Origin of the sequence: Rhizobium sp. SU303 (genome assembly GCF_021052345.1) — a bacterium.
GTDB classification, from domain to species: domain Bacteria; phylum Pseudomonadota; class Alphaproteobacteria; order Rhizobiales; family Rhizobiaceae; genus Rhizobium; species Rhizobium laguerreae.
Genome location: NZ_CP088096.1, coordinates 524,952 through 541,700 on the forward strand (window position 1 = coordinate 524,952; position 16,749 = coordinate 541,700).

19 protein-coding genes and 1 pseudogene are annotated in these 16,749 nt (G+C 59.5%); 10 read left to right on the forward strand and 10 right to left on the reverse strand.

The features are described 5' to 3' along the window. The first annotated feature begins 219 nt into the window (after window positions 1-219). Window positions 220-774: a nuclear transport factor 2 family protein gene (locus RlegSU303_RS27080; protein WP_131622108.1), complete on the forward strand. Its 555-nt coding sequence runs from the start codon at window positions 220-222 to the stop codon at window positions 772-774. 54 nt (window positions 775-828) lie between these two features. Next, a complete protein-coding gene (locus RlegSU303_RS27085; protein ID WP_131622110.1) occupies window positions 829-1,158 on the forward strand; it encodes an Atu4866 domain-containing protein in 330 nt (109 codons plus the stop codon). 102 nt (window positions 1,159-1,260) lie between these two features. On the opposite strand, the gene RlegSU303_RS27090 is transcribed toward RlegSU303_RS27085, so the two are convergent. Continuing rightward, a complete protein-coding gene (locus RlegSU303_RS27090) occupies window positions 1,261-2,160 on the reverse strand; it encodes a LysR family transcriptional regulator (RefSeq protein WP_131627650.1) in 900 nt (299 codons plus the stop codon). A 91-nt stretch (window positions 2,161-2,251) separates the two neighbouring features. Between RlegSU303_RS27090 and RlegSU303_RS27095 the strand changes: the two genes are divergently transcribed. Continuing rightward, complete coding sequence (locus RlegSU303_RS27095; protein WP_131622114.1) at window positions 2,252-3,085, forward strand: SDR family oxidoreductase; 834 nt, start codon at window positions 2,252-2,254, stop codon at window positions 3,083-3,085. Between the two features lie 52 nt (window positions 3,086-3,137). Continuing rightward, a pseudogene (locus tag RlegSU303_RS27100) lies at window positions 3,138-3,628 on the forward strand (lipocalin-like domain-containing protein). Between the two features lie 225 nt (window positions 3,629-3,853). Here the strand turns inward: RlegSU303_RS27100 and RlegSU303_RS27105 are convergent. Further along, window positions 3,854-4,765 (reverse strand): NmrA/HSCARG family protein, encoded by a 912-nt coding sequence (locus RlegSU303_RS27105; RefSeq protein WP_131719939.1) that lies wholly within the window; start codon window positions 4,763-4,765, stop codon window positions 3,854-3,856. A gap of 124 nt (window positions 4,766-4,889) precedes the next feature. On the opposite strand from RlegSU303_RS27105, the gene RlegSU303_RS27110 reads away from it, so the two are divergent. Next, window positions 4,890-5,303 (forward strand): winged helix-turn-helix transcriptional regulator, encoded by a 414-nt coding sequence (locus tag RlegSU303_RS27110; RefSeq protein WP_131719944.1) that lies wholly within the window; start codon window positions 4,890-4,892, stop codon window positions 5,301-5,303. Between the two features lie 40 nt (window positions 5,304-5,343). Here RlegSU303_RS27110 and RlegSU303_RS27115 read toward each other — a convergent pair whose 3' ends face one another. Further along, window positions 5,344-6,264, reverse strand: coding sequence for a LysR family transcriptional regulator (locus RlegSU303_RS27115; protein WP_131622121.1), 921 nt, complete (start codon window positions 6,262-6,264; stop codon window positions 5,344-5,346). Window positions 6,265-6,431: 167 nt separating this feature from the next. Between RlegSU303_RS27115 and RlegSU303_RS27120 the strand changes: the two genes are divergently transcribed. From RlegSU303_RS27120 to RlegSU303_RS27130, 3 genes are read left to right on the forward strand one after another with little or no spacing between them, the layout of a single operon-like run. Continuing rightward, complete coding sequence (locus RlegSU303_RS27120) at window positions 6,432-7,424, forward strand: MBL fold metallo-hydrolase (RefSeq protein ID WP_131622228.1); 993 nt, start codon at window positions 6,432-6,434, stop codon at window positions 7,422-7,424. 26 nt (window positions 7,425-7,450) lie between these two features. Then, a complete protein-coding gene (locus RlegSU303_RS27125; protein ID WP_131622123.1) occupies window positions 7,451-8,533 on the forward strand; it encodes an aldo/keto reductase in 1,083 nt (360 codons plus the stop codon). A 55-nt stretch (window positions 8,534-8,588) separates the two neighbouring features. Beyond that, entirely contained in the window at window positions 8,589-9,173 is a 585-nt protein-coding gene (locus RlegSU303_RS27130; RefSeq protein ID WP_131622125.1) for a dioxygenase family protein, read from the forward strand. A 96-nt stretch (window positions 9,174-9,269) separates the two neighbouring features. Here RlegSU303_RS27130 and RlegSU303_RS27135 read toward each other — a convergent pair whose 3' ends face one another. Next, on the reverse strand, window positions 9,270-10,010 hold the full coding sequence (locus RlegSU303_RS27135; protein WP_131719938.1) for an SDR family NAD(P)-dependent oxidoreductase: 741 nt from the start codon (window positions 10,008-10,010) through the stop codon (window positions 9,270-9,272). A 79-nt stretch (window positions 10,011-10,089) separates the two neighbouring features. Between RlegSU303_RS27135 and RlegSU303_RS27140 the strand changes: the two genes are divergently transcribed. Further along, window positions 10,090-10,770: a TetR/AcrR family transcriptional regulator gene (locus RlegSU303_RS27140; RefSeq protein WP_231283863.1), complete on the forward strand. Its 681-nt coding sequence runs from the start codon at window positions 10,090-10,092 to the stop codon at window positions 10,768-10,770. A 107-nt stretch (window positions 10,771-10,877) separates the two neighbouring features. On the opposite strand, the gene RlegSU303_RS27145 is transcribed toward RlegSU303_RS27140, so the two are convergent. The 6 genes from RlegSU303_RS27145 to RlegSU303_RS27170 form a co-directional block, all read right to left on the reverse strand. Continuing rightward, the gene (locus tag RlegSU303_RS27145; protein WP_131622131.1) at window positions 10,878-11,516 is read right to left on the reverse strand and encodes a class I SAM-dependent methyltransferase; all 639 of its coding nucleotides are present in this window, start codon (window positions 11,514-11,516) and stop codon (window positions 10,878-10,880) included. Beyond that, entirely contained in the window at window positions 11,513-11,878 is a 366-nt protein-coding gene (locus RlegSU303_RS27150) for a DedA family protein (RefSeq protein ID WP_231283864.1), read from the reverse strand. The genes RlegSU303_RS27145 and RlegSU303_RS27150 overlap by 4 nt, the downstream gene beginning before the upstream one ends. Next, a complete protein-coding gene (locus RlegSU303_RS27155) occupies window positions 11,809-12,150 on the reverse strand; it encodes a DedA family protein (protein WP_231283865.1) in 342 nt (113 codons plus the stop codon). The genes RlegSU303_RS27150 and RlegSU303_RS27155 overlap by 70 nt, the downstream gene beginning before the upstream one ends. Before the next feature lie 3 nt (window positions 12,151-12,153). After that, window positions 12,154-13,110, reverse strand: a complete 957-nt coding sequence (locus RlegSU303_RS27160) for an SDR family oxidoreductase (protein WP_231283902.1) — start codon at window positions 13,108-13,110, stop codon at window positions 12,154-12,156. A gap of 282 nt (window positions 13,111-13,392) precedes the next feature. Beyond that, complete coding sequence (locus RlegSU303_RS27165) at window positions 13,393-14,244, reverse strand: SDR family oxidoreductase (protein ID WP_131622133.1); 852 nt, start codon at window positions 14,242-14,244, stop codon at window positions 13,393-13,395. 53 nt (window positions 14,245-14,297) lie between these two features. After that, window positions 14,298-15,611, reverse strand: coding sequence for an MFS transporter (locus tag RlegSU303_RS27170; protein WP_131622135.1), 1,314 nt, complete (start codon window positions 15,609-15,611; stop codon window positions 14,298-14,300). A 163-nt stretch (window positions 15,612-15,774) separates the two neighbouring features. Between RlegSU303_RS27170 and RlegSU303_RS27175 the strand changes: the two genes are divergently transcribed. Continuing rightward, entirely contained in the window at window positions 15,775-16,698 is a 924-nt protein-coding gene (locus RlegSU303_RS27175; protein ID WP_131622232.1) for an AraC family transcriptional regulator, read from the forward strand. Window positions 16,699-16,749: the final 51 nt, after the last annotated feature.

The window sequence follows — 16,749 nt, forward strand, 5'->3', positions numbered from 1 at the left end:
TACCATAGTGGTCATCATTGGGCAAATTGTTCGCTCTCCTTGGCGCGTCTATCTTGGATCTCGCAACCAGGAGACAGCGATATGACGCTTGATCAATATAAACTTCTTGGACGCTCGGGCTTGCGAGTTTCGCCGTTGAGGCCTGTCGACGGTGCGCTCAGCTTCAGTGTCGGTCGACAGGTCCCATCAAGCACTCAGCAACAGGAAAGGACCGATACCATGACCATTCTCCCGACATACAACCGGATTGCCGGCGCAAGCCGAACGGCTCTGATCACACTGGCATTGCTGTCGCCCGCCCTGCCGGGCCCAGCCATTGCCAACACCGCAGCAACGCAGATGCAGGCTCCGCACAGTGCCGCAATGGAGCAACGGAACAAGGCTATCGTCGAAGCCGCCTTCGAAAAATGGCGCGGGGGTACCTATGTCTTCGCGGAACTTCTCGCTCCCGACGTCGTCTGGACGATCCACGGCTCCGGACCGGTTGCCGGCACCTATCGCAACCAGAAGGATTTTATCGAACAGGCATCGCGCCCTCTGACCAGTCGCCTTGCGTCGCCGGTCGTGCCCGAGGTGCACGACATCTTTGCCGACGGCGACACCATCATTATCCGCTTCGACGGGACGGCGACCACGACGTCGGGCGCACCTTATCGCAACCAGTTTGTCTGGATCTTCAAGATGAAGGATGGCCTCGTTGTCAACGCGGAAGCCTTCCTGGACCTCGTTGCCTATCAGCAGGTCGTCGACAACAACGCCCCACGTTCCCAATGACCAACGCGCGATCCCCTCCAAACTGAGAACGGTAACGCTTAACGGAGCCCGACCATGCGACAGCCATTTGCAGCACTCATCACAGCGGCCACACTTTCGTTTCAACCCGCAGAAGCACAGGAGACAAATTTGCAGCCGAACCACCCCTACGTTGGCATGTGGGTCACCGACGACAACCGTGTTCGCCATGAACTTCTGCCAAGCGGACGCTATGTCGAGGCCCGCGGTCAGCGTGAGCGAGCCTATGAGGGCCGCTATGAAGTCGACGGAACGCATATCGAGTACTGGGATGACACGGGCTTCACTGCCGACGGCGATTTCGTCGATGCCAACACGTTGCACCATGGCGGCATGATCTTGCGGCGCAAGCCATCGACGCCCTGACATACCCGGCGAGCATCCGCAATGCGAAAGGGCTAAAAGCGATGGGTGCCGCGGGTCTACCACATCCATCTGAGGGGGCGGATGCCATTCACCGTCGTCCCCTCATCGTGTTCTGTCCACCTCTCGCAAGAGGTCGATGAAGGCCCGAAGCGGGGATGGGACGTGCCGGCTGCGCGGGTAATAGAGGGCCAAACCAGGCGTCGGCGGGCACCAGTCATCAAGCACGGTCACCAGCTGACCGGACCCCAGAAACGGCTGGGCGAAGTATTCCGGGACATAGGCGATACCGCGCCCGTCCGCCGCCGCCTGCACCAGAAGATCATTGTCATCGAGTGTGAGGTTGCCCGGCACATCGATCGCGACTTCGGCGCCGCGTTTGGAAAACTCCCAGCGATAGCGCTTTCCGCTCGGCAAACGTTGGCGGACGCAGCAATGCGCATAAAGATCGTCGGGCGTGTGCGGTCTTGCTTTCCCGTCCAGATAGGAAGGCGCCGCCACGGCGATGAAACGCACGTCGCCACCGAACTTCACCGCGACCATGTCTTTCGGGACGGTTTCCAGCAGGCGTATTCCGGCATCGAAACCCTGTTCCACGATATCGACGAGCCGGCCTTCTGAAACCAGATCAAGCTCGACGTCGGGATAGAGATCCAGAAAGCGTGGCACGACCTCTGCGAGGAGGATGCGCGAGCCGCTCTTGTTTGCATTAATCCGCAGTGTGCCGCTCGGGGTGCCGCGTTCCTCCGACAAAGTATCGAGCGCCTGATCGAGTTCCTGGAGGACCGGATCGAGGCGCGCGAGCAGGCGAGCGCCGGCCTGGGTCAGCGACACGCTGCGTGTCGTCCGGTTTAAGAGCCGCACGTCCAGTTTTGCCTCCAGTCCGATGATCGCGTGGCTGAGAGCCGAGCGCGAAACGCCCATGATGTCGGCCGCTCTGCGAAAGCTCTGGTGACTGGCCACCGCCGCAAAGGCGGCGAGATCGTTCAAACTAGGGCGTACCACTCGTGAAAAATCCTCACCATCTCATCTCAAATTGAGGATCTTATATCACCAAAGTTGACGTTTTACATTTGCATGGACAGAAGGAGTTCACATGCCAAAGACATGGTTTATCACCGGCGCTTCCTCGGGACTCGGTCTCGAGATGACGCAACAGCTGCTCACCCAGGGACACAAGGTCGTCGCAACGATCCGCCGCGCGGAGGCGCTGACGCAACTCAATCAGGCTTTCGGCGAACGCCTCGACGTCGTTCCGCTCGATCTGGTCAACCCGGAGAGTGTAAGCTCGGCCGTCGAAGGCGCATTCGAGCGTCACGACCGCATCGACGTGATCGTCAGCAATGCCGGCTACGGCCTGTTCGGTGCTGCGGAAGAGCTCACGAATGGAGAGATCGACCGGCAAATCGCCACCAACCTTACGGGATCCATCCATCTGATCCGTGCAGCACTGCCCCGTTTTCGAAAGCAAGGTGGGGGACGGATCGTCCAGGTCTCGTCGGAAGGAGGGCAGATCGCCTATCCGGGCTTCAGCCTCTATCACGCAACCAAGTGGGGCATCGAAGGCTTCGTCGAGTCCGTCGCACAGGAAGTGGCTCCCTTCGGCATCGACTTCATCATTGCGGAGCCGGGACCGACTGGCACGAATTTCGGAGTCAATCTCGTTCGTGGGACACCGATGGATGCTTACGATGAAACCCCTGCCGGAGCCGTTCGCCGGGCGATTGCCGAGGGCACCTTCGAGATCAAGGGAGATGCGGCGCGCACCGTTGCTGCAATCATATCAGCCGCCGAGAGCGAAACACCGTCATTGCGGCTGGCGCTGGGTAGCACGGCTTATACCTCTATCTCAAAGGCGCTTTCCGCACGCCTATCTGCTCTTGAGGCACAGCGGGAGGTGGCGAATTCCGCCGACCGGCAGGACCTTTAAGCCGCGACATCGGCCTGCAAACACAGACCTGATGAACAGGAAAGGAAACAAAATGTCCATTCGGCCGGTTATCTTGGCTCTCGCCTTCAGCATCTCGTCTTCTGCCTTCGCGCAGACCGCAGAAAACCAGGTCGCAGGCACTTGGCGCATGATGTCGGCGACGATCGACCCCGGCGGCAAAAATATTGCCGCTTATGGGGAGAAGCCCAACGGTCTTCTCGTCTTCACTCCCGACATGCACTTCGTGGAAGTTCTGACCGACGCCGAGATCCCTCGGTTTGCTTCCAATGTTCGCGGTGAGGGGACAGATGATGAAAATCGCATGGCGATGTCACGCAGTATCGGTTTTTCGGAACCTACACCGTTGATGAGAGGGGAGAATTCAGCGGCAACCGTGTCGAAGGGGCTACGTTTCCGAACTGGGTTGGCAGCGTGCGAACACGCAATGATCTAAGGCTGATTGTTGAAGATGATCGTATGACGGAGCAATTCCGCAGGCCGGAAGGCACTGAAATCAGAATCGAATGGCAGCGCGTCAAATGAGGTACCGGAGGCCGGGCCTCAAGCAAAGTCCCGATCTTGTGAGCGTAGCCCTTCCAACCGCCTGAGGGCGAAGTCGATCCAGAGCAGGAATGTCATGCTCTTCCATCGTCGTTCCATGTCCAAGGCAGGGGCCGCCGTAACTGCACTGGTTCTTTCAACGCCTCAAATCATGACATGCGCAGCTTTCGCTGCCGGAGGGATCGATCCCTCCGGCTGTTTCATGCGTCATCGCAGTCCGATACTTGACGGTTCCGCGCTGAGTGCGTTTTCAAACAACGTTTTTCCTGGACCGGCAAGCCACTGTCCCAATCTCAACATGGGTCCGAACTCGCGTTCGAGGGCAACGATGTCTGCGATCCCCGCGACCACGCCGTTGTCTACGAGAGCAGTCAGCCGTTTCAGAAAGTCGTTCTCGCTCAACAATTCCTCGGAAAACCGCTGGTAGCGAACAGGACGTCCTGCGGCATGCGAGAATGCGTCTTGTAGATCCTTTCCTGTGATGTCTTGTCCAGATAGCTCGATGACCTGGCCGGCATAAATATCAGGTTCGCACAGTATCTGCGCGTTGATGCGACCAAGGTCATGGAGTGCTATCATCTGCATCGACTGATCCGGCCGCATGAAGTAGGTAAAAACGCCGGTGTTCAAACCCATTCCCGGGAGCATCATCATCTCCATGAAGCTGGCGGGGCGGGTGATCGTCGTGGCGATTGGCAAGCTGCGAACGTAGTCCTCGATGCGAGACTTGCTGTCGAAATGACCCATACCGGTGTGGCCCTTCCCGGCAGCTCCGGTCGAGGAGTAAACAAGATGAGCAACGCCATTGGACACCGCGCTGTCAGCGACAGACTTGCCCTGCTCGACTTCCTGTTCATCCGTAAGCAATCCCGACGGGGAGCTCGTCTGCACGCTGAAAACGCCACGGATTCCTTTCATCGCGAGGTCGATCGATGCGCGATCGAACAAATCACCCACCGCTAGGCTGACACCGTCCGCGGCAAGAGACTTGGCCTTTTCGCTGTATGGGTCGCGAACGAAGGCGCGAACTCCGCGGCCTGCTTCGAGCAGTGCCCGAGTCACCGCTCCCCCTTGCTGGCCTGTCGCTCCGAACACGAGAAACTCCGGCGTATTTGACATGTTAGTTCTCCTTGGTAACTTACGTAGTTACCATGTGGAACAATTGGAAAATGCGCGCAAGACGGCACAATTTTGGTCCTCGGGCACACGAAGATAACCAATGGAAATGTCTGACGGAGGTTTAATGCCACGCGAGATAAACGGCCGACCCGTGATCGAAACGCCGCAAGGGCCGGTTCTGACCCCTTGCGCCCCCGGCAGCGTGCTGGCTCGCCTGGGAGACAAATGGACGATTCTTGTCGTATCGATGCTATCGCTTTCCCCCGATGCGCCCATGCGGTTCGGCGCCCTTCGACGCGGCATTCCCGATATCTCGCAGCGTATGCTGACGCTCACTCTTCGCAATCTTGAGAGGGATGGGCTGGTCACGCGGCATTATTACACCGAACTGCCGCCGCGAGTGGAATACGAGTTGACCGATCGCGGAAAATCGATGCTCAAGCCGCTCGCCGGATTCACCGACTGGATCCGCGACACATGGCAAGACATCGAAGCCGCCCGTAGAGAGTTCGATGCGGCCGAACAACGCCGGATTTAGAAGAAGCTCCGATTTTGCCTCTACGCAAGCTGCGGCCAAATCACCACGGGGCGAGGGCGTCCTTCGCCTTCCAGTCGTAGCTCCTCATGTAGTCGAGAAATGCACGCATGGCTGCGCTCGGGAGGCGGCGGCTGGGGTAGTATAAGAACCAGTGTGGCAAGGTGGGACTCCAGTCGGACAGAAGCTCCACCAGCCGGCCGCTCTGGATATACGGTTTGGCGTAGTCGTCGAAGACATGGGCGATGCCTCTGCCCGCAAGTGCCGCTTGCAGTTCATTGTGCGCAGAGCTGACCGTCAGGCGGCCCGTCGGCGCAACTTCGATATCTTCGCCGCCCTCGTTGAACCGCCAGGTGACGAGCGTGCCACCCGGGAAACGACGCCGTACACAATCGTGGTCGCCGAGTTCATCCGGCGTCTGCGGCCGTCCGCACCTCGCGATATAGTCAGGTGAAGCGACGATTGCATAACGAAGCGCGGGTCCAAGCGGCAGCGCAATCATGTCCTGCGCCAGCTGCTTACCGAACCTGACACCGGCGTCGAACCCCTGTTCCACGATATCGATGACGGCCGCATCGCTAATAATCTCGATCCTCACCTCGCGATAGGCATCCATGAAGTCCAATACGAGCGGGCAGAGAAAATGATCGACGGCCGGTGCGGGAGCGTTGATCCTGAGAGTCCCGGACGGACTGTCCCGTAAATCGTCGACCTCCGCTATGGCGAGCCTGATGTCGCTCAACGCAGGTGCCAGACGCTCAAGAAGGCGCTGTCCTGCCTCCGTCGGGAACACGCTCCTCGTCGTTCGATTGAGGAGCCGGATACCAAGAGCCTCTTCCAGGGCGTTCATCGTTTGGCTCAAGGCCGATGACGAGACGCCTCGCTCGAGTGCTGCGGCGCGGAAACCGCCACAGCGCACGATGGCCACGAATACATCGAAGCTGTCCAGGCGAATAGGGTCCATTGAGAAGTATTTCTAATCAAGCTGATAAACTTAACGCAGGTTATCAGATCAATCGTCCCATGTCATGGTTGTGCGGATTAAGTTCGCGTTCTGGCAAATTCCTTTTGCCGGTCATGTCCGATCCAGGAAAACGAAGCGGAGCGCACCCAATGAAGAAGGGGAAACCGATGAATGCCTTCACTCTCAACCGACGAGCCATCATGCTGTCCGCCGTCGCAGGCGCATCAAGCGTGCTCATCCCAAGCCTGGGTGGCTCTGGCAGGGCCAACGCGCAGGCCGCGTCTTCGGTGAGCAGCAATGCTGGTCACTACCGTTTCCGCGTTGGCGACATCAGCGCGACTGTCTTGAGCGATGGTGTGATTGGTGGCCCGCCCCGCGTCTATGCAAGCAACGCGCCGGAAGCCGAGCTTCAGGAGGTCCTGCGGCAAGCATTTCTGCCGACCGACCACATGACGCTCAATCTCAACACGCTGCTGATCGAGACCGGCGGCCGGCGGATTCTGATCGAGGCTGGCGCGGGCAAGACCATGGGCGCGAATGGCGGGCGCATCTTCGATAACCTCGCGGCGATCGGCCTCAGTCCTTCGGACGTTGACGCGATCGTCATCTCCCACACCCATCCCGACCATGTCGGCAATCTGAGAACCGCAGACGGCAGCAAGGCCTTTCCCCGCGCCACTGTATTCGTTCCGAAGGCAGACTGGGACTTCTTCGTCCGAACCGATCCGGACCTCTCCTACATGCCGGTCCCGGAAGAATTCCGCCTGCGCTTCGCAGCGAACATCAAGAACAGCTTCCAGCCGTTCATGAACGATGTCGAGCTCTATGAAGCCGGCGCCGAGATCGTGCCGGGTCTGACGACGATCGCCGCCTTCGGGCATACGCCGGGCATGGCGACCTTCCTCGTCCATTCAGGGAGCGACCAGTTGCTGCTGACGGCAGACCTTGCCTATCACCCTGTCGTCAATGTCGACAATCCTTGGCTTCCCGGCCCAGACCGCGACAAGGAGACGGCTCTTTCCTCCCGTCGGCGCATCTTCGACAGGGCGGCTGCCGAGCGCATGCCCGTGCTTGGCTTCCACTATCCATTCCCTGGTCTTGGCCGGATGCTGAAGACCGATGGCGGCTACGCCTGGGTTCCCGCCAACTGGCAGTTCTGACGGTTTAACGAAACAGGAGAGATCCCATGGACCAGTCGAATATCAATAGGCGCGGCTTCCTCGGCACGATGGGTGCGGCTGCAACAGGGCTGGCACTCGCCGCTCACGCCACGGCGCAAGCCCAGGAAACGAATGTTGCGTCGCCGACCACGGGATCAAACCCGGACGTGCTGACCCGCACCTTGCCGCGTACCGGCGAGCGTGTCACGGCCCTCGGCCTCGGCACCTTCCTGACTTTCGACCTCAAGCCCGGCGATCGCCGCGAGGCTCTTCGGCAGGTCTTCGAACGGTACGTCGCCGCGGGCGGTCGCGTGGTCGACACATCGCCGCTCTACGGCTCGGCCGAAGTCAGCGTCGGCCAGTTTATGGGAGAGTTTGAAGGCTCAGACGAGATGTTCCTCGCCAACAAAATCTGGTCGACAGGGGAATATCTCGGCGACGAAAGCCACGCCGTCGAAAGCTTTCGGCAATCGCGCATGCGGACCTGGCGCGCCGCGATCAATCTCATGCAATGCCATAGCATCACCAATGCGCCAGTCGTCATCCCGCTGATGAAGGCCTGGAAGAAGGAGGGCCTCATCCGCCATGTCGGCGTGACCCATCACGAGTCGGTGGCACAGGACCAGTTATTGGCGATTGTCCAGCGCGACGAGGTCGACTTCATTCAGACGAACTACTCGATCTTCAACCGCGATGCCGAGCGCCGCCTGCTCCCGGCCGCCGCCGACAAGGGCGTTGGCGTCCTGATCAATCTGCCGCTCGAAAAGGCCCGCCTGATGAAGGTGGTCGAGGGGCAGCCGCTCCCCGGCTTTGCGCAGGAGTTCGGGGCGACCAGCTGGGCGCAGTTCTTCCTGAAGTGGGTCATGGCGCATCCCGCGGTCAGCACCGTGCTGTGCGGCACGTCCAACCCCGACCACATGAGCGACAATGTCCAGGCGATGACGGGACCGCTACCTGACGAGCGCATGCGCGCCCGTATGGTCGCACATATGGAAACGATTCCCGGCTTCGGCTCCATCGCCACGATGCCGTGGTATCCCGGCAAGGAGAATATGTATTCCGGCCTGATCCGTGAGGCGCAGGCGAATGCCGCGCAACGCCTACGGTAAGGCCGCCTGGACCAATTCGCCATCATCCTAGAACAAAATCACTTGGAGGCCAGCCTTGCCTTCCACCAGACGTTCGCTTCTGACTGCCTTTCTGACGCTCCCTCTTATTGACGTAGCGAGAATGAACGCGTTTGCGCAGGCCGCTCCCGAACTGCCGCTCACCCCCGCATGTGACAATGAAGACGAGCTGACGCTCGAACGGGAAGCCGGTCCCTTCTTCAAGCCGAACTCACCGGTCAATCGGGATCTCTATCCGGATGCGCCCGGAGGGGAGCGAATAACCGTCGCGGGTTTCGTGCTCGACAATCGCTGCCGGCCGCTCGGCGGCAGTCTCGTCGAAATCTGGCACGCGGACGAAAACGGCGACTATGACAGCGTGGGTTTCCGTCTGCGCGGACACCAGTTCACCGATTCCCAAGGGCGCTGGTGGTTCAACACTATCGTGCCCGCGCTTTATCCCGGCCGTACGCGGCATTTCCATTTCAAGGTTCAACGCCCCGGTGGGCGCGTCCTCACCACTCAACTCTATTTTCCCGGAGAGGCCAGAAATGCGGGAGATAGGCTGTTTGACGAAGCGCTGCTCCTCGAAATCAAGCAAACCGGTGACGGAAGCTTCGGGCGGTATGACTTCGTGACCTGACAGAAGACAGCCGCCGGAGAGGATAGGGTTCAGTTGCGATACGAGCTGAAAGCCGGATGCCGTAAGACACGACGTCCGGACAACGCGAGGCCAAGATCAGGCGTTGAAGCCTGCATCTACACTGAGAACTGCACCCGTAATCAGATTTGCACCTGGACCTGCCAGAAACGCGACGGCGCTGGCGACTTCGCGGGGCTCGCCAAACCGGCCGAGCGATGTGAGGCTCCGCTGATAATCGGCATTCTCGCCATTGGCCGGGTTCATGTCCGTGTCCGTTGAGCCGGGGAGAACAAGATTGACGGTGATGCCGTGAGGCCCGAGTTCGCGCGAAAGGCCTCGCGTGAAGGACAGTAGCGCCGACTTCGACATGGCATAAGTCGTCACGCCCGGGAAAGGCACGCGCTCCGCCAGAGAGGAGCCGATCGAGATGATCCGGCCTCCGGATGACAAATGTGGGATCGCCGCCTGAGCGAAGAGGACGGGCGCGCGAACGTTGACGTCAAGCATGGCCTGCAGGTCGGCGAGTGCCAGATCCGCGGTCATGCCGGCGGTTCCGATGCCGGCACTGTTGACGAGAATATCGAGCCCTCCAAGGGTGTCCACCGTCTCGCTCACGGCGCGACGGATGGCGTCCGGGTCGGCGCTGTCGGCCTGAATGGCAAGCCCGCGCCGGCCTTTTTCCACGATCGTCTGAGCCACTGATGCAGCCCTGTCTGCCGAGCGTTGATAGGTGAACGCGACATCTGCGCCCTTCTCGGCGAGCGCAATCGCGATCGCGGCACCTATACCCCGGGAACCACCATTCACCAGGGCACGCTTTCCAAGCAATTCCATCATCATTTCCTTTATGCAGTGATCGATGCATAAATAGGTAGCGGCATTGCAAATGGTCGTCAACTGATTTATGCAGTGGTCGATGCACAATGATGTTTCAATCTACCCCAACCACTCAGAGCCGACCCGCCGCTCACGCGGGCGCCCGCGGGAATTCGACCGCCAAGCCGCGCTTGCAGCGGCGACACGGCTGTTCTGGATCAAGGGTTATGAGGCGACCTCGATTGCGGACCTGACGGAAACAATGGGGATCGGGACCAAGAGCCTTTATGCGGCCTTCGGCTCGAAGGATGCGCTCTATGCGGAGGCGCTCAAATATTACTACACAACGTACGAAGGGTTGGTCTGGACCCGCTTCAGGGCTGCTTCGACAGCGAGGCAGGCCGCGCTGCTCTTTCTCCAGGATTCGGCGATCGCCATGACCGGTGGAGATCTCGATCTACCCCATGGGTGCATGGCGACGCTCGCGACCGTGGGCAGCGAAGGACATGCCGAACTGGACGAACTCATGCGCGCAACCCGCGCCGGCGGCTTCGACCTCCTCAAGGCGCGCTTCGACAGGGCGAAGAGCGCCGGTGACCTCAAGGCCACGGCAGACACGACCAAACTGGCGAGATTCGTGCAAACGGTGCAAAGTGGGATGGCGATCCGCGCCCGCGACGGAGCGGATCGCGACGAACTCCATGCTGTGGCGGAAATTGCGCTTTCTGGCTGGGACCATATCACCGGCACCATCGATCACCGGATGCAGGGCAAGGCGTAATCCCATTGACTGAGTGCTGAAGGAATGCTTCAGGCTGTACTGGAATGTCCGGTGCTCGCCGGATTCAGCCGGAACAGGAATAGCAATGCAGGTGGAGCTGCTGCTCGCTAGGATGGAGCTTTCTGGCCATCGAACATTAGATCCTGATGCGCCGGTTCGAATGTCCTCCGCGGTCGTCTTCGGCTAATACGATAGACGGCGGCGGGTGGAATATTGGCGAGGGTGCAGCCGACATACGTTGCCTTCAGGCCGAGACGGTCGAGCAAAGGTCTGGCGATCGGGCATTTCGGCCCGTAAGTGAATTGGTAGAATGCTCCACCCGGGCGAAGATGCGAAAATGCCCCCTCCAGGATAGCATGCACTTTGCGCAATGGCATCGATAGAAGAGGAAGTCCGCTGACGACAGCACCCACAGGCGCAAAGGCATGAAGCGGCAACTTGCGCAACTGTGTAGCATCCATCTGGACGGTTTTTGCGGTTGGGAAGCGATCGCTAAGTTGGTTGGCAAACTCAGCACCATACTCGACCAGCACGAGATTTTCTTCAGCGACACCTCGATTCAGCGATGCTTCCGTAAAAACGCCTGTTCCCGGACCCAGCTCAATGACTGTGCCTGTGTCCGCAGAAATTTCGGTCGTCATGAGTGAAGACAACGCGCGTCCTGATGGCGTAACCGAGGCGACGCGAAGGGGAGCGGAAAGCCACGCCCGAAAAAACAAAAAGGCATCAGCAGTCCCGTTCGTCATCGCTCGCTGGCTCCCGGATTAACGCGCACCGCATATCGTCGCTGAAGCCGCCATACCAAGGCCACAAGTCCCTCTGCGACAACAAGCAGGATCAGTATCTTCAGTGCGAGCGCGGATGAATTGATACCCGGAATGACCAAAACAGCGAGATAACCTGCGGCGATGAACAAGCCGTTCCACAAGACTATGCCGACTGCTACGCCAGCGACAAACCGCAGCGTACTTGTGCCCAAAAGCCCCGCCGCGACCGGCGCGATCAGCCGCACAGTGGGAATGAGTTGCGACAGGATCGTCAGCGCTTGTTCCCGGTCGCGCAGGAGGACAATGTCCAATTGATACGCGGCCGCGACATACCCATCCATCCGCTCACCGAGTAAAGAAGCGCTTTAGACCGCTTTTGGCCGACTGCACGTACGAGAAGGTAGAGACCGAGCGCTCCAATGGAACTTCCGACCGTCGTCCCGATGACGGCAGTTTGAAGCGACCAGACCTCGTCGTCGGCCGCGATACCGATGGCGACGAGAACGCCATAGGAGGGCAGGGCAGGCAAGAAACGCTCCGCCAAACCGATCGCGAAGAGACCGAATATGCCGTATATCGCAATCCAGTCGACAAGATTTCCGAGCGGGTCCATCTCTTACCCCTCCCGCGCGATCGTTGTCGCGCCTGGGCCAGAGAGCTCTGGAGTGGGAGCCTGGGCATTGAACGAAATGCCCGTGAGTTTTTCCGAGATTTCCCACAGCTTGTGCGCCACATGCTTTTCCATCGCCTGGCGCGGAATTTGTGCTTCCGTTGGATGTCCACGGGTCTCGCTGAGCCTGTCGGGACCGTAATAGCCGCCGCCTCGGGCCTCTGGGGATGTGGCTGCAAACAACGTCGGCAGCGCACCCTGTGCAACGGGCTGGAATAAAAACCACAAGAACGTCCTGAGGAGGCCTTGAGCACTGTGGCGCCCAGGGGCATTGTGAAGCAGATCGGTGCGCGACACGCCTGGGTGGGCAGCGATACTGGTGACACCCCAGCCTGCCTCTTCACTTCGCCGTTGCAATTCGAAAGCAAACATCAAGCAAGCCAGCTTCGACTGACCGTAGGCAAGCATCGGCTTATAGTGCCGCTCCCATTGCAGATCGTCGAAGTTGATTGCGGCGCTTGCGCTTCTAACAGCAACGCTGGAAAGCGTGACGACGCGTGGGGCTTGTCCAAGCTTGAGCAGCGGCAGCAGGTGGCCCGTCAGGGCAAAGTGGCCGAGATAGTTGGTGCCGAATTGCAGTTCGAAACCATCCTTCGTCGTCTGACGCGTCGGCGGCGTCATCACGCCGGCGTTGTTGATGAGCACATCGATGTGGTCGCGGGTTTCTTTCAGCCTCTTCGCAAGCGCCTCGATCGAAGCGAGGTTGCCGAGATCAACAATCTCCAGAGTGACCGATGCTTGGGGCGCCTGTTCCTTGATGCGACGGATCGCCTCGGCACCCTTCGTCGGATTGCGTCCTGCGATGATAACGTCGGCGCCGGATCGAGCCAGCGCAAGCGCGTCTTCGAAGCCCAGACCTCCGGTGCCGGTGATCAGGATTGTCCGGCCCTTTTGAGACGGCATATCGTCAAGTGTCCACGGCTGTGACATCAGCAAATCCTTCTGTTTCTGGTGGGACAAGATCGCCCGCCGAAGACGCATTGTTCAGGCGCGCGTCTTCGGCGGACAGGAGGCCGCCATGGGGTGAGGCGACCTTTCGCGCATCCGGACCGGGACGGTTCCGGGCCCGAGCCTATTCGATCGCGTTATAGGCTTGCCGCGACCTCACGCGTTCGCTGCATCCACGGCGAATATTCGGGTGCGATCCTGCTGGCTGCGAGGCAAGTTCGCCGCAGCGGTCATCCGTCATGCGATACCGCCGTTTGCAAAGACGTTTTGGCCATCGATCCACGCCCCGTCCTGCGAGCAGAGGAGCCCTATGACATTGGCGATATCTTCGGGCTGGCCCAGCCGACGAAGCGGCGTTGCTTCGGGTATGCCGCGAAGCGCTTCCTCCCCGTGCTGGCGCAGGAGTTGGGTATCGACAGCGCCTGGTGATATTGCATTGACCGAGATGTTACGGCCGCCCAGTTCCTTGGCGAGAACGTTTGAGTAGATCTCCTGCGCCGCCTTGGTTGCGGCATAAGCTGCCGTTCCGGGAGGGCTCATTTTGATGATGCTTGAGCTCAGGCTGATGATCCGGCCACCATCGCGGACCCGTCGCGACGCTTCGCGCAGGACATTGAAGCTTCCCTTGACGTTGGTGGCCATCATCCGGTCAAAGGCCGCGTCGGTCATTTCAGCGAACGGACCGACATTCATGATGCCGGCATTGTTGACCACCACGTCCACGCCGCCGAACGCCTCGTCATTGGCGTCGAATAGCGCCTTGACCGCGGCCGGGTCTGCAACGTCCCCCTGACGAACGATGGCACGACCGCCAGCCGCCTCGATGTCACGAACGACCGCTTCGGCAAGATCCCGGTTCGTCAGATAGTTCACCGTCACAGCATACCCGTCCCGCGCCAAGCGTCGTGCGGTCGCGGCGCCAATGCCGCGGGAAGAGCCAGTGACGATCGCACCACGCTTGTCACTTGGTTGAGCGATAGCGCCAGTATCTGACGATTGGGCCGATGCAATGCCGCTCATGGCGATGGCGGATGGCACGGCCGCTGCCAGCGCGAGGAACGTGCGCCGGGAATTGTCTGTGTTGGACATTGGAATATCTCCTAAGAAGTTTCGAGTGTTCAGCCGGCAACGGCGGTTTGCGGTCAGGGTTGGCGAAGGAAGGCGCCAACCCGTTGGTTTGCGATGAGGAGAGTGATGCCTGCTAGCATGGTCGACAAAGGCACGATCAACAAGCCAAGGCCGAGGCCGTTTGAAATATTGGCTGCGCTGGCAGCATCGCTGACAATGCCAACGATCAGAGGGCCAAGTGCAGGCCCGAGGAGGCCGCTTCCGATCATGACGAGGCTGGTCGCCTGCGCCTGACGTCCAGAACCGGCGATCAGATGCGCGGCGCCGAAGCCCCAGGGCAACATGAATGAAAATGACAGCATTCCAGGCACGAAGAGTGCAATGGCCATCCAGCCGGTCGGTGCAAACAGCGCCGCAGTTGTCGTTACGCTGGCGATCAAGAACAGAATTGCCGGCGGGCCGAGCACCTTGCCGGTGCCTGAGCGAACCGCGAAATCAAACCAGCGTCCGCCGCCCAAAGTCCCGATAATGCCCATCAACCCTTGCAACATGCCGAACGAAACGCCGACCTCGGTCGCGGTAAAACCATGGGTGCGGATCAGAAACGGTATGGAGAAGGCATAGAAAGGCGCGCCTGCGAAGCCCAGGAAAATAGTGCCCGCGAACAACCAGCGGAACGCCGGGGATGATAAAAGGTCAAGGCTGGTTTGCAGAAAGGGTTCATTGCGAGAGGCGGTTGTCGGAAGTGGAGGGGTGGGGCCGGCAACAACGATGGTCACCAGCCCGATCAGAATTCCAATAGCTCCAGCACCGATCAAAACGACGCGCCAGCCGAAAACATCTGCGATCGCGCCGCCGGCGGCAAAGCCCACCATGGTGCCCAACGGGATGCCCATTGCGAACAGGCCGATTGCCAGACCGCGTCGCTCCGGGCCAATTTTGCGGACGATGAGAGCGTGACCTGCCGGCACTGCGCCAGCCTCCCCGAACGCAACGCCGAAACGTGTGAGGGCGAGGAACATGAAACTGGCGGCAAAACCGCCGAGTGTCGTCATGACACTCCAGATCAGAACGCAGGACACCAATACGAGCCGGGGAGACCCCCGATCTGCCGCTCGGGCGAGCGGCAATGAGAGGAGTGCGTAGCAGACGGCAAACGCAAGGCCGGTGAGCAGGCCCATCTCCGTGTCGGTCAGTTCCAGATCCGCTTTGATCTTTTCCGCCAGGATGAACGGCAATATTCGATCGATCTGGGAGAACGCGTTGATCAGCAAAAGCACAATGCATACGGCGGCCATCCGCAGGCCTGTTACGTATTCCCTGTTGGACGCAATGGGCGGCGCTCGTGTCTCTAAGGGGTCTATTGACCGGGCGACGATTTCTGTCATCTTGAGGTTCACTCCTCGCTTGGTTGCACCCTTAAGCTAGATGGAGTGTCCAATGACCAGAATGCCCGAACCTTCAAGAAACTTGCCTATTCCTGCAGGAGAGGCGATGATGCCGGCGAGGACCCACGTCTTACCGTGGCCTCTGAAACAGCCGGAGCCCCGTTTGAATTCTCCGTTGCTATCAGCCGTAACGGCCTACATTGAAGACCAAGGTGGCGGGCAGGGCCTGTTTCCGACGGCCATAGAAGGCTTCAATATCGTCCGCTCGTTTCAGTCGATGATGCCCATGCGCAACATCTATCGGCCGTCGCTTTGCGTCGTCGTTGAGGGCGGCAAAGAGCTGCAGCTTGGAGAGAAGCTGCTGCGCTATGGAACGATGGAGTGCCTCGTCGTCAGTGTGGGAGTACCAGCAACCGGTCAGATCGTCGAGGCGAGTGAGGAGACACCATACGTTGGTGTGATGATTGACTTTGATGTGGCGGCCGTAAGGGAACTCCTCGAACAATTAGAAGCGCTCCCTCTGCAGTCGGACGCATCAGGTCCATGCGCCTTCGTCGCGAAGGTCGATCAGCCCTTGGAAGATTGCATCCTTCGTCTCGTTCGGTTGCTGGCGACACCGAAAGCGATTCCTGTTTTGGCACCTTCGATCGTCCGGGAGATCTGCTACTGGTTGTTGAGCGGGCCGCATGGCGGCGAAATCTGCAAGCTGGCCTTGCCGGAGTCGAACATTGAGCGCGTCGTCAGAGCTGTATCAGTCCTGCATACCAATTTTGCAGAAACGCTTCGGGTGGAAGAACTGGCTGAAATTGCGCGGATGAGTCCGTCATCGTTTCATCAACATTTTAAGGCGCTGACAGCTATGACACCTCTCCAGTTTCAGAAACAACTTCGCCTACTGGAGGCGCGCCGACTCATGGCAACCCAAGCTGCGAGTGTCGCCGAGGCCGCCTACAAAGTCGGATATGAGAGCGCTTCTCAGTTCAGTCGAGAATATTCGCGAGCCTTCGGTGTCGCACCCAAACAAGATGCCTTAAAACAACAACAACTCCAGGACCTATATGCTAGCCGTACCGTGCGTTCAGCGTAGTGCATTAGCGGAGCCGCCGATATAGGGAGAGTCAGCAGTACCACATGCGCC